The organism is Chamaesiphon sp., from assembly GCF_041738855.1.
Classification (GTDB): domain Bacteria; phylum Cyanobacteriota; class Cyanobacteriia; order Cyanobacteriales; family Chamaesiphonaceae; genus Chamaesiphon.
The window spans coordinates 38,722-52,596 of sequence record NZ_JBGSPA010000141.1; the positions used below are offsets into that span (position 1 = coordinate 38,722).

Genomic DNA, 13,875 nt, shown 5'->3' on the forward strand with positions numbered 1-13,875 from the left:
TCATAAATTGCCCCTACTAGTAGTGTCCAGCATCGGCGCACATTTGGATCTTCTTTAATCCTCGTTTCTTACTCGCGTGGGCGCAATCGTTCTGGCGTACCGTCGCTCAAGCGCAAGCGGACTGATTCGCCGTGGGAAAATAACCCTTCAGCTTTAGTAAGTGCGTCGATCGCATTACCGACTTTGCTCAGAGCTGTCTGCGAGTATTGGATCAGGCTAGAGTGCTTCATAAATGTCTCTACTCCCAGTGCCGAAGCATAGCGCGCTGCACCAGAAGTCGGGAGCGTATGGTTGGGACCAGCGAGATAGTCTCCAACAGCCTCCGGCGTGGCATCGCCGATAAAAATTGCTCCAGCGTGGCGGATGCGGTTTACTAGTGCCCAGGGATCGATAGTATTTAGTTCCAAGTGTTCGGGTGCGAAGCGATCTGACAACTCGGTAGCGGCTTCAAGACTATCGACAACGATAATCAGTCCATAATGAGCGATCGATTTTTCGGTGAGCGTCCGGCGGGGGTGGTTTTGAAGTTGACTTTCGACGGCAGTTTGGACGGCGGTAGCTAGCTGCATGTCTGGCGTAATCAAAATCGCTGCTGCCATCGGATCGTGTTCGGCTTGCGCCAAGAGATCCGCCGCAATATGGCTCGGATTGGCATGGCGATCGGCGATAATCAATACTTCCGATGGCCCAGCGAGGGAGTCGATGCCGACTGTCCCATATACGAGCTTTTTGGCAAGGGTAACGTAGATATTGCCAGGGCCAGTAATCACGTCTACTTTGGCAATGGTATCAGTCCCGTAGGCTAGCGCGGCGATCGATTGGGCACCACCAACGCGGTAGATTTCCTCCACTCCAGCTACTTGCGCGGCGACGAGGACAGCAGGATTGAGATTCTTATCGGCTCCTGGGGGCGTCACCATCGCCACTTGGGGCACGCCTGCGACTTTTGCCGGAATTGCATTCATCAGTACCGTGCTGGGGTAACAAGCACGCCCTCCTGGCACATAAATACCCGCCCGATCGACCGGACGATACCTCTTGCCGAGCACGATATCATCTTCGCCAAATGTCACCCAAGATTTGGGTACCCGCTGACGGTGAAAAGCCTCGATATTGGCGGCGGCAAGTTCGATCGCCTTGAGCAATTCTTTGGATACCTGTTGATAGGCGGCATCTAGTTCGGCACCACTGACCCGCAACCGATCGACCGTCAGGTTTTGACTGTCAAACTCAGCCGTGTAGTGAATCAAAGCCTTGTCACCCTGTCGTCGGACTGTTTGGACGATCTCGTTGACAGTGGCTTCTTTGTGGACGATCGCATCGTCATGGGTACGGGCACTGATGCGCTGCAACTCTTGTTGCGCTTCAGTCTGCTGAGTGATGATTCGCAGCATGGGTGAAAAATGCCAATTATCAAAAGGTGGAACGATCGGGGGTCTGTAGGGACAGTCTATCCTTGGCGACCTTATATGTTCTAGCTTAGCGCGATTTTTGGCGGCTGGCGCAACACCGATCGCGCTTTGCTGGTAGTTTGGTGGCAGTTTTTCCTGGCAGGTAGACCATACTGAGGATCGGCTTAGTGACTGTCCCAACATAGTTTTTAGTTGTCTCTATCGATCTAATCGATCTCACTTACTTAAACTGTTGTTGGTGATACTTTCTGCGATGAAGTTGCTGGCGATCGATCGGATTTGTTGCAGCTCGATGGTTGGTGCAATTTGGCATGAGTGCAGTGACGATCGCTCACTCTTGAGCTGGGTTCAATTTTTTTTACCAAACTTACGTTGCAAATCTGCTAGTGTTGCTGGCAGATCGGCTCCTGGGGATGGCTGGGCTTTGGGTACTAATTTTGATGGCTTCACTGCAGATGATTGGGGCTTGCTAGTGCGATCGGTTGGTTTCTGTGCTGGACGATCGCGATTTGGCTCGACACCAGTCTTCATGGTCAAACTCACTCGTTTGAGTTGAGCGTTGACTTCTAGTACCTTGACTTTGACGACTTGACCGACTTTGACAACTTGATTGGGATCGCTGACAAAATTATCTGATAATTGGGAGATATGCACTAGTCCATCTTGATGCACCCCAATGTCTACAAACGCTCCAAAGTTGGCTACATTGGTCACTGTGCCCTCTAATTCCATGCCGACTTCTAAATCGGCGATCTCTTGAATTCCTGGCTTGAAGGTGGCATATTTGAACTCGGCGCGGGGATCGCGTCCAGGTTTTTCGAGTTCGTTGATGATATCACGGAGGGTGGGTTCGCCGATTGTCTCTGTAATATACTTCTTCAGGTCTACTTGCTTGAGCTGTGAACCTAATTTAGTCGGCTCATTCAGGGGAATATTGACATCTTTGGCGATCGCCGCCAGGATCGGATAGCTTTCAGGATGGACGGCGGTATTATCTAGCGGATTTTCACCGTCGCGGATGCGAAGGAAGCCAGCCGCTTGTTCGTAGGCTTTCGGGCCGAGTTTGGCAACTTTGAGTAGTTGCTTGCGGTTTTTAAAAGCTCCATGCTCGTTCCGATAGGCGATGATATTGTTAGCAACTGCGGGCGATAAACCAGAGACAAATGTAAGTAATTCTTTGGATGCGGTATTGAGATCGACACCGACAAAGTTCACGCAACTTTCGACAGTATCATCAAGTTTTTTCCGCAGTAGTTTTTGGTCTACATCATGCTGATACTGTCCGACACCGATCGATTTGGGATCGATTTTCACTAATTCTGCTAGGGGATCTTGTAAGCGTCGTCCGATACTAATCGCGCCACGCACGGTAATATCCAGATCGGGAAATTCAGAGATCGCCACATCGCTAGCTGAATAAATCGATGCGCCCGATTCATTGACCATCACTTTAATCGGTTTCGGCTCGATATCGGCGAGCGTTTCGATGACAAATTGGTCGGTTTCACGTCCGGCAGTACCATTACCGATCGCGACTAATTGGATATTATATTTTTTGATAAACTGCCTAACTGTATTCGCCGCTTGTTGGCGTTGATTTGCTGATTGATGGGGAAAGACGGCTTCATAAGCCAGATATTTACCTGTTTCTGATAATACTGCAACTTTGCAACCACTCCGAAATCCTGGATCGATCGCGAGCGTTGGTTTCATCCCGGCTGGTGCCGATAATAATAGTTCGCGCAGATTGGTTTCAAAGTTAGAAATCGAGCCGATATCTGCTTGCAATTTACACTCAGCTCTGACTTCATTTACTAGTGATGTCTTCATCAACCGATTGAAGGCGTCCTTGAGCATCGATCGATAAAATTCTTGAATTGTGGGTATTTTAGTCTCGATCTCTTGAGTTGCTAAATATTCATAGATGTCATCTTCACTAAACTCTAGTTCTAGATTCAAAACTTTCTCTGTTTCGCCGCGAAATAAAGCGAGTAAATTGTGTGGTGCAACTTTACTGACAGGTGCCATATATTTCCGATACATCTCAAATTTAGTCGAGCCTTCCGCCACATCATCTTTAATCTTCGATGTAAACTGCCCTTTCGATTGAATATATTCGCGAATATAAGCTCGTAAATTGGCTTTGTCAGCAGTTGATTCCGCAATAATATCTGAGGCTCCAGCTAGAGCTTCGACGGCTGTTTTAACACCTTTGGTTTCATCAATGTATTTAGCTGCTTCTGGCTCTAATTCTACAGGCTTGGCACTGGCATTATTCAAAGAGCGAATCAACTCCGCCAGCGGTTCTAAGCCTTTTTCTCTAGCAATTGTCGCTCTGGTACGTCGCTTGGGCTTGTATGGTAGATATAGATCTTCTAATTCTGTTTTTAGTAGACAGCTCTCAATTTTAGTGCGTAATTCTGGAGTTAGCTTGTCTTGAGACTCGATCGAACTTAGAATACTCTCTTTCCGCGCTGATAGTTCTGTCAGATAAGTGAATCGTTCTTCCAACTCCCGCAAGACGATTTCATTCATCTCATCCGTCCGCTCTTTCCGATATCTGGCAATGAATGGAATGGTTGCGCCTTCAGTAAATAAATCGAGAACATTTTGGACGATGTTGGGATCTAAGTCTAGTTCGGAAGCGATTTGAGCGCGGATGTTTAACATAGACAATTACTAGTTAACTTAATTATTGAAAAATTATGAGCTTAAATCTAACTGAGAGGATATCTGAGGACTACTGATTTACTTAATAGGCTTTAATAGCGAACTTATATCGCCAAGGTGCGGCACTGCTATTATATATTACCTCAAACCAACGAGCGTCGGGAAGATAAATATTATTTCTGCTACCAAATTAGAATTTATAACTAATTTTATCCTTGGTTTCAGTGACTTTCCCATTCACAAACCAATTGTCGAGCAATTGTTTGATTTCTGGATCGCTTGGATGGTATTTAGTTAAAACTGATTTTAAGTATGTGTACAGAGTTGCGCGCTTTTTTGGTCTACTTTTGGGGATAGCTGCGGATAATTTGGCGATCGCGATATCAGAAAGAAAATCTTGGGAGTAAGTCAAATCTGTACTATTGCCAGATAACACCTCTAAACTATCAATCCGGCGACAGGAAATACCACGTTTAGCCAGATGCTGAATTAACGGATCGAAACCGCGATCGCGTGAGAGAATTACGTAATTGGAATTGGGTGATTGGAGGCTAATTTGACCAAGATAAAATACAATATGAAAGTCTAAAGCATTTGCACCGCTGCCTTCGACACCAATCCACTCCACAGCTTCGCCTAGTAGGTGAGCTTCTCTGACTAGCTCAAACGGAATTTTGACTTGAGCGCAGCCGACAAAAATAAAGATTTTGAGATTGGGACGTTGGAGATCTGCTAGTCTAACCTGAGTGACATTTTCATAGTCAATGAATAAGGTTGTTGCTGGCTCATGTTTCTCAACTAGGGCTGGATTCATACTAAGTTCTCAGTCCGCCTTTGCGGACTTGGGATGTCGTTCGCGGAACGTCTGCCTGTGCAGAGGCGCGATTAGAAATCGCTTAATTCTATTTAACCCAAATTTAGGGAGTTAACTGGTACTTCATCCCACGATGTGACTGTCCGCAGTCTGGCAATCCAGCCAAGTTGCTTTTGCTCGGTGGTGAGATTTTGCTCGAAAGATTCATGACAGTCTTTGGCTAATTCTTCATTCCGACAAGCAATGCAGGCATACATCAAACCACCCGGATCTAATTGTTCGTTTACCCAGATTGTGAGCATTGATTTTGATTCCTGCTGTATCGTACTCATCAAATTTTAGTCAATTTAGGCTTTAGTCGCAATCTCCGCTAGGGTTGCGGCTGTCATCCGGCAAGTTTTCCAGTCTGGTAATACTGTCGCACCGAGACTTTGATAAAACTCGATCGCGTTTTGATTCCATTCCAATACAGACCACTCTAGCCGCCCACAACCGCGATCGTGTGCGATTTTGGCAATCGCAGTCATCAACGCTTTGCCCACACCTTGACGGCGATATTCGGGCTGTACGAAGACATCTTCGAGGTGGATACCTGGTTGGGTGAGGAAGGTAGAATAGGTCGGAAAAAATAAGGCAAACCCGATCGTCAGATCGCCTACTTCGGCTACAATTGCTTCAACCATAGGTCGATCGCCAAATAAATGCGATCGCAACAACTCACTATTTCCAGTCACTCGATCGCTAAGCTGTTCATAAGCTGCTAAACCCAAAATCAACTCAAAAATCTCATTAACATCCCTTTCCTCCGCAGCTCGAATTATCAGCATTTAATTATGAATTATCAATTATCAATTATTCCCCCATCCTTGCTTTTCGATTAACTCGATCGAGAGATCGTTAATATCAGACAAGTTGGGATGACGGGGTAGACTAGAATCATCATAAGCGCGATCTAGTTCGGCGACCAGATTGTCGGCAATGGCGGTGACTTGTTCGTAAGTGAAGTCACCATGTAAAATTGCTTTGAGTTCGTCAGCATCGCCTACCTTCTGTCGATCGACGAATACTTCACCGAATTTTAAAATCTCTAAGCCGCTGCGTAGTAGTCGGATGCAGTGCATCGCATGTTTGAGATCGAAACCCGATTGTTTTTCCATCCCCGCGCGGGTGGGATTGCGGTTTGTTTGCCATGATTGGTAAGCATTCCACTCCCGCAAGGAGTTTTGATACTGTTGGCTCTTTTGGAGCAGTTTGATAAAGTCACCGCGACTATTGGTGAGATTTTGGGTGTACTCTAAAGTGTCATCAGGAAGGTTGTGCTGTTTTAACAAACCCTTGTAGTCGATATCTCCAGTTAATAATTTATAGAGTTCTTGGGCTTCGGCTAGATATTCGATCTTACCCCGTACTAGACTATATAAATATTCCAAAAAAGCATGTAGTTCTTCTTTATTTAATGGCTGTTCTGCTGTAAAACCAAACTTTTCAGGTATTGGCTTTTCCTGTGGTGGATTGAGCAACCATTTTCGATGAGATTCAATTTTTTTGATTTGGGCGAACGCGTAACCAGAATAAGTATGCTTGACGCGCTTGCTGAGGAACATTTTGCGATGTTCGATCAGACATTCACCAACTGCGGTTTTGATGGGATATTGCTTGAGCCAGAGTAACTCTAAAATATTGGGGTTGGCTCCAGCCAATAGCTGCACGAACTTTTTTAGTTCGTAAATCACTGTATCCTTTTCGCCAGTGAGAAAATCAAAGATCCCTGGCTCGGTAGCCCAGCCACTATCCTTTTGCTCGACTTTATCCAAACCCAAATAATACTTCTTGCCAGCAATAAACACCCCGCGATAATCCAGATCGGATTCGGGGCGGCTCAAGCCATAGCCATGACTACCAGCCAAGCCAATCAGGATCGTGCGTTGTTCGACTTCTAGACGTTGCATGTTGAATTAGGCTTGAGGGCTTTAATAGCGAGAATTAGTTATTGCTTGCCTGATGTAGAATTAACCGATTACCATCAGGGTCGTAAGCGTAGATTTCGCGACCGTGGGAGGCTGTGGTGATTTTACCTGATGGGGGATAGCCGAGTTGAGCTAGTTTATCGATCGCGTCTTCCAAATTAGCTACCTCCAGACATAGGCTCATCCCACTCTGACGAGGATGCCCAAATTCATCGCGATTGGTGGACTTAGGGCAAAAAATCCCTAACTGTATCCCAGGGATCGGAAACTCGGCATAGACATTGGGAAGATATGATTTGGGCGGAGTGCCCAAAAATTGGGTGTAGAAGTCTACTACCACATCGAAATTAACACTCGCGATCGTCACTAGAGATGCCGTAATCATAGCCAAAATACCAAAAACTCTCTCAAGGTCATCAAATTGCTGCTGAGATGATAATCTCCACTAGCTAGCCCTAATCTTGATTCTCTAATTTTAGATGTCGATCGCTTCGCAAATGGGTTTATAATTGCTACGCTTGGGGAACTATATTATATACACAAAGACAACTCGCGCACATACAGTGTCAAGACATTGAGCGAGATGGCTGGGGAGCATTGACAAGTTATGGAATTGGCACAGCGTATCACCGGAATTAAACCATCTGTCACCCTCGCCATTTCTGCTTTGGCTAAGGCAATGCAGCAGGATGGCAAAGACATCTGTAGCTTCAGCGCGGGAGAGCCTGATTTTGCTACTCCGCAGCACATTACAGCGGCAGCCAAACAAGCACTAGATCGTGGCAAAACCAAGTACGGTGCGGCGGCTGGCGAACCGCAATTGCGCGAAGCGATCGCCAATAAGCTCCAACGCGATAATGGTTTGGACTATCGTGCAGCCAATATTCTCGTGACCAATGGCGGTAAGCATTCCCTCTACAATCTGATGGTAACGCTGATCGATCCAGGTGATGAGGTAATAATTCCCGCGCCGTTCTGGTTGAGCTATCCCGAAATGGTAAAATTGGTCGATGGTATCCCCGTTATAGTCAATACCGACAGCAGTACTGACTATAAAATTACGCCAGAAGCTCTGAACGCAGCGATTACCCCCAAAACTAAGTTATTTATTCTGAATTCGCCGTCCAACCCTTCTGGGGTGGTGTATACCCGTGCTGAGCTAGCAGCATTGGCAAAGGTAATTGTCGATCGAGATATCATGGTCGTCTCTGATGAGATTTACGAGAAAATCATTTACGATGGGGTCGAACAAGTTAGTATTGGCGCGCTGGGTGCAGATATTTTTGAACGGACGATTGTCAGTAATGGATTTGCCAAAGCATACTCGATGACTGGGTGGCGGGTTGGTTATCTAGCTGCGCCACTGGCAGTGATTCAAGCCGCTAGTGCCCTGCAAGGGCATAGTACGTCGAACGTCTGCACTTTTGCTCAATACGGTGCGATCGCGGCTCTAGAAGGCTCCCAGGAGTGTGTGGAAACTATGCGCCAAGCATTCGCCCAGCGACGACAGGTAGTATTGGATCGGCTGTGTGATGTGCCTGGATTGAGTTGTGCCAAACCTGATGGAGCTTTTTATGTCTTTGTTAATATTAGTAGTACCAATATTAACTCTTTAGATTTCTGTCAGCAGTTGCTCGAACAGCAGCTAGTCGCAACCATTCCCGGTCAACCGTTTGGTGCAGACGACCATATTCGGATCTCTTATGCGACCGATCTGGTCACGATCGAGAAAGGACTCGACAGGTTAGTAGCATTTGTGAGGGCGCACATTTAAACTCAGCTCTGGTGGTGAGGTCAGCGTAAAAATCAGCATCACTAGAGTCGATCTGCTGACTCTAAACTCTTTATTAAGAATCTAGCGTCACAGGGAAATGAATTAGGACTAAGGGTTTAGGATAGGTTCACCATCGGAAATGTCAGATCGAGTGATTACTACGGATCGCTTAATTAATGTCAGATCGATCGATCGCTAGATATAATGTGATAAATATCACCAGGCTCGTTTTCAACTAATCTACCACCACCGATCGGCTTACATATACTGCAAGTTACCATTGCCTATTGCATCTACATCCGATGCCAAATGGTCGATTACCAATTAGAAAGAGGACGATAGCGCAACCAGTAGCGATGAAAATTTTAGTTCTCATTTGGGAATTCCCGCCACGCCTCGTCGGCGGTATTGCTCGTCACGGTGCGGAGTTGTACCCAGAGCTGGTTAGATTGGGTCATGAGATCCACCTGATTACGGTCGAGTTCAGTCAGGCACCAGCCAAAGAAATTATCGAAGGCATCTACGTCCATCGCGTCCCTGTCGCTGGATTCAGCCAAGATATCTTCAACTGGATCGAGAATATGAATGACAGTATGAGCAAATACAGTGCGAAGTTGATTGGGCGAACCAATGACTTTGACCTGATCCACGCCCATGACTGGATGGTGGCGGATACAGCAATTGGCTTGAATAAAAAATTTGGTATTCCGATCGTTGCAACGATCCATGCTACAGAATTCGGGCGACACAACGGGATTCACAATCCCAGTAGCGAACACGTTCACTCTCAAGAAATCCGCCTAGTCGAAGCTGCCACCCAAACGATCGTCTGTAGTCAGTATATGCGCCAAGAAGTCGGGCAAATCCTCCACTGTCCTGGCGAAAGAATTAGCATCATCTACAATGGGATTCGTCCAGAGAAAAAACAACGCCCTAAAGATTTTGACTTCTGGGCTTTTAGACGGCGATTTGCTGCCGATCGCGAACAAATCATTTACTATGTAGGGCGGATGACCTACGAGAAGGGGATATTTGTGCTACTCAATGCCGCGCCCAAAGTCCTGTGGGAACTAGGCGGTAATGCCAAGCTGGTCTTTATCGGTGGTGGAAATACCGATGGTTTGAAACAACAGGCGTGGGATCTGGGGATTTGGGAAAAATGCTTTTTTACAGGCTTTATGTCTGATGAAGATCTAGATCGATTCCAAACTGTAGCTGATTGTGCGGTGTTTCCCAGCTTGTACGAACCCTTTGGAATTGTCGCACTAGAAAGCTTTGCAGCGCGAGTACCAGTGGTAGTCTCAGATGCTGGGGGACTAGCAGAAGTAGTGCGACATACCAAAACTGGGATCGTGACGTGGCGGTGGGATTGTAACTCCCTCGCTTGGGGGATTTTGGAAGTGCTGCGGAATCCTGGCTATGCTAAGTGGTTGACTGACAATGCTTACGACGAGCTAGGCAAACGCTTTAATTGGGCGAAGCTGGCGGTGCAGACGGAAACTGTTTACAACAAGGCACTGATTAAGACCAAGCAGTCGGTTAGGCTTTAGGTTTTAGGTTGCTGCTAGATCCCCGACTTCTTGGAGAAGTCAGGGATCTGTCGTCACTTGCCCAACATTTTTACAACTCCAATTCCGCCGAAGTAGAGAGCTAGAACCGCACCTGCAAGTAAACTTTGAGTGAGGGGATCTGTAGATGGAGTTACAATCGCACCGACTACCATCGCACCAACTACCACACTTTTCCAACCAGACAACATCAACTCAGAAGAGAGAATACCTAGTAAAGATAGCAAAATCTGCACCACAGGTAATTCAAACAGTAGCCCAGTAGCAAACAGCAGCACCAAGATAAATTCAAAATAGCGATCGATCGACCAAGCCTGTTCGACGACATCGGCACCATAACCGATCAGAAAATTGAGTGCCGCCGGAATCAGTAAATAATAAGCAAAAGCGATCCCCGCGACAAATAGCACCGATGAACCGAGCACCACAGGCAATACCAACTGACGCTCGCGCCGCGTCAAGCCAGGGATCACAAATTGGATAATTTGGTAGAGAATCACCGGACTAGCGACCAATAAGCCACAATAACCAGCCACCTTCACCGAGACAAAAAAGTATTCACCTGGAGCGAGTTGGAGAAATTTAATGCCCGTCGCAGGTATTTCCAAAATTTGGACGATTTGTTTGGCATACACAAAACAGCCCATAGCACCAACTGCGACTGCGATGATTCCATAAAAAATCCGCTGACGCAGTTCTTCGAGATGATCGAAAAAAGACATCTCCAGCTCGGCGGGGAGTTCGTTATCATCACCAGCCAGATCTGGATCTGGTGCCCAGAGTGCAGTACTCAGTTCACGATCGGGCTGAAGATCGGTTTTTACTTCTGAAGTCATCACATTGGTATCTGAACTTTCTTTCTAAATTATAGAGGATCGGGTCGGGGAGTGCGATCGACTCATATCACCGAACAGATCCCCAACAGCTTTGAGCTGTCAGGGATCTTAAAATTCAGACTTGAGAATGTCTAAAAAAATTATGCTTCCACTAAGACTTTGACAGTCTTATTTTGCTCATCTTCGGCTTTCGGTAGTGTTAGTTTCAAGATCCCATGTGCATATTTGGCTTGAACGCGATCCCGTTGGACTTTTTCAGGTAGCGCGATCGTGCGATGAAACTTCCCATACCGGAATTCCGATCGCTTGATACCTTGTTCCTCAACGTGTTTTTCTTCTTTGCGTTCGCCATCGACGATTACTGAGTCAGCAGTAACTTGTACTTCGATCTCTTCAGGTGTTAAACCAGGCACCTCTAATTGGAGATAGACATTTTCGCGATCGATATGTAGCTCGGCTGCGGGGGCAAAAGCAGTTGGATATAAAGGCTCATCGCGATCGGTTAAGCTCTCAAATAAGCGATCCATTTCGCGTTGTAAAGTATCGATTTTTCGGAATGGTTGTAAACGAACTAATGCCATGATAGTAAGCCTCAAATTCAAGTATAGTTGACGACCGAGCGAGATTCAAATGACACGATCGATCGATGATGCCAGATGATAAACCTTGCTACCATAGTTGAAGGTAGCGATTGCGATCGATTGCTAACGAGTGGTTTACTGTCAGCCAATTGCTGATTTCAACTTGTTTCTAATTTACCAAACCTCAACCGATCGCCAAGTTCGGTTCTCGTCATCATCTAGGTGTATTTTCCCGAACCTCACTGTGATACCTGAAGCTAGCGATTAGACTCCAGACTCTTGCAGATTAGCAATCATTTTGAGTGCGCGGTTGGCTCGATCGAGATTACCTGTAGCTTTGAATAATGCAGCCGCTCGATCGAGATCGGCAACTGCTCGATCGCGATTCCCAGCACGTCCGTAAGCGATGCCCCGATTGAGATACGCCAGTGCATAATTGGCTCTAGATTGAATTGCCCGATCGTAATCGGCGATCGCGCCATTAGTATCGCCGAGATCGTCTCGCTCATTGCCCCGATTCAGATAGGCGGGAGCATATTGACCATCGAGAGCGATCGCGATATTGTAGTCAGCGATCGCTGCTTGATGCTGACCGCTTTTACCCGCCACCACCCCCCGATTGTAATAAGCAGGTACAGACTGAGGATCGATCGAGATCGCGGTCGTAAAATCAGCAATCGCTCCCGCAAAATCCTCGACAGCATCCTTGAGACTGCCGCGTTCGAGATAAGCTAGCAAATATTGGGGATTGAGTGCGATCGCCCGATCGAAATTAATCATCGCTTGATTCAAATTACCATCAGCCACAGCAGCCAACCCCTGCCGATACTGGCGCATAGCATCGAGCGGCTGGAGAGCCGCAGGTGGAGCGATCCCACCGATGGCGATCGCCTCTGAGGGCGTGTAGCAGCCAACTAGCGAGGCGAACGTTATTGTGCCGATCCATAACCATCCTGCCACAGCGAGTTTTGTCGTCATCTCAGCCTTGCCTCCTAAAAGCGATCGTGGTCTGCTCTACCAAGATGCCTTATCCATTGCCGACAGGTATCCGCACAAAGACCCAAAGATCCCGCTGATATTAATTTTAGGTCAGTATGAATTGCTGATGACCGTCAGTAGGTAACGGTTTCACAGGATAGCCACAGTGACGCGGGGATCGCACCCTTTGCTTATTGGGTAGGCGATCGACGATAATTAAGGATCGTTAACCAAATCTCCTGTATAGCCCGGTGAATAACCAGAGTACTGTCTCCGATACCAAACGCAATTTCTACTCTCAACATACCCGTCCGATCAATTCGATCTATCGGCGGGTGGTAGAAGAATTAGTGGTAGAAATGCACTTGCTTTCTACCAATGTTGACTTTGACTACGATCCAATCTACGCATTGGGTGTAGTAAATAGTTTCGACAGGTTTATGGCAAGTTATCGTCCAGAAGGAGATAAACAATCGATCTTTGTTGCGCTATGTCAATCGATGGGTGGTGACCCCCAAAAGTATCGTACTGATGCTGCTGAAGTCCAAGAATTTGCCACCAGTCAACAAGGGCAAGACATCGTAAGTTGGATCGCTCATCCGAATACCGATGGGGCGGGAGCAAAATTAGCGAGTACAATCGGATCGATCGCCACTAATCCCAAATTTAAATACAGTCGATTATTCGGCATCGGCTTATTTACGCTCCTCGAACAAGCAGCTCCAGAGCTACTCAAGGATGAAAAAAAACGTCAAGATGCCATTTTGCAGATTGCTGAAGCAATGCACCTACCAACTGATAAAGTTCAAAAAGATCTAGATACCTATCGGAGCAACCTCGATAAACTCGTCCAAATGGAAGCAGTCATGGCAGATCTAGCCGACGCCGAGCGCAAAAAACGCGAAAAACGCGCACAGGAGAAAGTAGCAGCCACCGCTGCTAGTTCTACCCCAGCGGAGTAGGCAAGAGATTGGGAGACTGGGGGACTGGGGGACTGTCTAAACTTGATTCACTATCCACTGTCTCGTTGGCGTAGCCTCTCCCTCAGGAGAATCGCGCTAAACCCTCGGGGAACCCTACGTATCGCGAATCGCCATTCACCATTCACCATTCACCAGACTTCCTGCGAAAGTCAGGTTTTAGGCTTTAGGCTTTAGGGGAAGATATGGACGAAAACAGCGGTGCGCTCCCTTGGAGGTTTCCTCCGCATGAAGGCGCAACAAGACAACACTAGCAAAGATTTTGTTTCTACTTTCGCAGGAGGTCTACCCTTTA

13 protein-coding genes are annotated in these 13,875 nt (G+C 46.9%); 3 read left to right on the plus strand and 10 right to left on the minus strand.

Going from position 1 to position 13,875, the window contains the following annotated elements; translation table 11 throughout:
- Positions 1-68: 68 nt before the first annotated feature.
- From hisD to ACEW9I_RS14600, 7 genes are all read right to left on the minus strand, one after another.
- Positions 69-1,394: a histidinol dehydrogenase gene (gene hisD / locus ACEW9I_RS14570; RefSeq protein WP_373541053.1), complete on the minus strand. Its 1,326-nt coding sequence runs from the start codon at positions 1,392-1,394 to the stop codon at positions 69-71.
- Between the two features lie 366 nt (positions 1,395-1,760).
- A complete protein-coding gene (locus tag ACEW9I_RS14575; protein WP_373541054.1) occupies positions 1,761-4,082 on the minus strand; it encodes a Tex family protein in 2,322 nt (773 codons plus the stop codon).
- Positions 4,083-4,272: 190 nt separating this feature from the next.
- Positions 4,273-4,896, minus strand: coding sequence for a PIN domain-containing protein (locus ACEW9I_RS14580; RefSeq protein ID WP_373541055.1), 624 nt, complete (start codon positions 4,894-4,896; stop codon positions 4,273-4,275).
- A 92-nt stretch (positions 4,897-4,988) separates the two neighbouring features.
- The gene (locus ACEW9I_RS14585) at positions 4,989-5,198 is read right to left on the minus strand and encodes a glycogen debranching protein (RefSeq protein WP_373541067.1); all 210 of its coding nucleotides are present in this window, start codon (positions 5,196-5,198) and stop codon (positions 4,989-4,991) included.
- Positions 5,199-5,243: 45 nt separating this feature from the next.
- On the minus strand, positions 5,244-5,723 hold the full coding sequence (locus ACEW9I_RS14590; RefSeq protein WP_373541056.1) for an N-acetyltransferase family protein: 480 nt from the start codon (positions 5,721-5,723) through the stop codon (positions 5,244-5,246).
- Between the two features lie 21 nt (positions 5,724-5,744).
- A complete protein-coding gene (locus ACEW9I_RS14595) occupies positions 5,745-6,845 on the minus strand; it encodes a DNA polymerase beta superfamily protein (protein WP_373541057.1) in 1,101 nt (366 codons plus the stop codon).
- Between the two features lie 34 nt (positions 6,846-6,879).
- Positions 6,880-7,248: a VOC family protein gene (locus tag ACEW9I_RS14600; protein WP_373541058.1), complete on the minus strand. Its 369-nt coding sequence runs from the start codon at positions 7,246-7,248 to the stop codon at positions 6,880-6,882.
- A 222-nt stretch (positions 7,249-7,470) separates the two neighbouring features.
- Between ACEW9I_RS14600 and ACEW9I_RS14605 the strand changes: the two genes are divergently transcribed.
- Both ACEW9I_RS14605 and ACEW9I_RS14610 read left to right on the plus strand, forming a co-directional pair.
- Positions 7,471-8,637: a pyridoxal phosphate-dependent aminotransferase gene (locus ACEW9I_RS14605; protein ID WP_373541059.1), complete on the plus strand. Its 1,167-nt coding sequence runs from the start codon at positions 7,471-7,473 to the stop codon at positions 8,635-8,637.
- Between the two features lie 356 nt (positions 8,638-8,993).
- Positions 8,994-10,187 (plus strand): glycosyltransferase family 4 protein, encoded by a 1,194-nt coding sequence (locus tag ACEW9I_RS14610; RefSeq protein WP_373541060.1) that lies wholly within the window; start codon positions 8,994-8,996, stop codon positions 10,185-10,187.
- A 53-nt stretch (positions 10,188-10,240) separates the two neighbouring features.
- Here ACEW9I_RS14610 and tatC read toward each other — a convergent pair whose 3' ends face one another.
- The 3 genes from tatC to ACEW9I_RS14625 all read right to left on the minus strand — a co-directional run bounded on the left by tatC (position 10,241) and on the right by ACEW9I_RS14625 (position 12,600).
- Positions 10,241-11,041 (minus strand): twin-arginine translocase subunit TatC, encoded by an 801-nt coding sequence (tatC, locus tag ACEW9I_RS14615; RefSeq protein ID WP_373541061.1) that lies wholly within the window; start codon positions 11,039-11,041, stop codon positions 10,241-10,243.
- Positions 11,042-11,181: 140 nt separating this feature from the next.
- A complete protein-coding gene (locus ACEW9I_RS14620) occupies positions 11,182-11,622 on the minus strand; it encodes an Hsp20/alpha crystallin family protein (protein ID WP_373541062.1) in 441 nt (146 codons plus the stop codon).
- Positions 11,623-11,886: 264 nt separating this feature from the next.
- On the minus strand, positions 11,887-12,600 hold the full coding sequence (locus ACEW9I_RS14625; protein ID WP_373541063.1) for a tetratricopeptide repeat protein: 714 nt from the start codon (positions 12,598-12,600) through the stop codon (positions 11,887-11,889).
- 251 nt (positions 12,601-12,851) lie between these two features.
- Between ACEW9I_RS14625 and psb29 the strand changes: the two genes are divergently transcribed.
- Positions 12,852-13,562: a photosystem II biogenesis protein Psp29 gene (gene psb29 / locus ACEW9I_RS14630; protein ID WP_373541064.1), complete on the plus strand. Its 711-nt coding sequence runs from the start codon at positions 12,852-12,854 to the stop codon at positions 13,560-13,562.
- Positions 13,563-13,875: the final 313 nt, after the last annotated feature.

Bases quoted from the DNA above. Each gene is read 5' to 3' on its own strand.
- hisD (WP_373541053.1), bottom strand. From the start codon at position 1,394: ATGCTGCGAATCATCACTCAGCAGACTGAAGCGCAACAAGAGTTGCAG.
- ACEW9I_RS14575 (WP_373541054.1), bottom strand. From the start codon at position 4,082: ATGTTAAACATCCGCGCTCAAATCGCTTCCGAACTAGACTTAGATCCC.
- ACEW9I_RS14580 (WP_373541055.1), bottom strand. From the start codon at position 4,896: ATGAATCCAGCCCTAGTTGAGAAACATGAGCCAGCAACAACCTTATTC.
- ACEW9I_RS14585 (WP_373541067.1), bottom strand. From the start codon at position 5,198: ATGCTCACAATCTGGGTAAACGAACAATTAGATCCGGGTGGTTTGATG.
- ACEW9I_RS14590 (WP_373541056.1), bottom strand. From the start codon at position 5,723: ATGCTGATAATTCGAGCTGCGGAGGAAAGGGATGTTAATGAGATTTTT.
- ACEW9I_RS14595 (WP_373541057.1), bottom strand. From the start codon at position 6,845: ATGCAACGTCTAGAAGTCGAACAACGCACGATCCTGATTGGCTTGGCT.
- ACEW9I_RS14600 (WP_373541058.1), bottom strand. From the start codon at position 7,248: ATGATTACGGCATCTCTAGTGACGATCGCGAGTGTTAATTTCGATGTG.
- ACEW9I_RS14605 (WP_373541059.1), top strand. From the start codon at position 7,471: ATGGAATTGGCACAGCGTATCACCGGAATTAAACCATCTGTCACCCTC.
- ACEW9I_RS14610 (WP_373541060.1), top strand. From the start codon at position 8,994: ATGAAAATTTTAGTTCTCATTTGGGAATTCCCGCCACGCCTCGTCGGC.
- tatC (WP_373541061.1), bottom strand. From the start codon at position 11,041: ATGACTTCAGAAGTAAAAACCGATCTTCAGCCCGATCGTGAACTGAGT.
- ACEW9I_RS14620 (WP_373541062.1), bottom strand. From the start codon at position 11,622: ATGGCATTAGTTCGTTTACAACCATTCCGAAAAATCGATACTTTACAA.
- ACEW9I_RS14625 (WP_373541063.1), bottom strand. From the start codon at position 12,600: ATGACGACAAAACTCGCTGTGGCAGGATGGTTATGGATCGGCACAATA.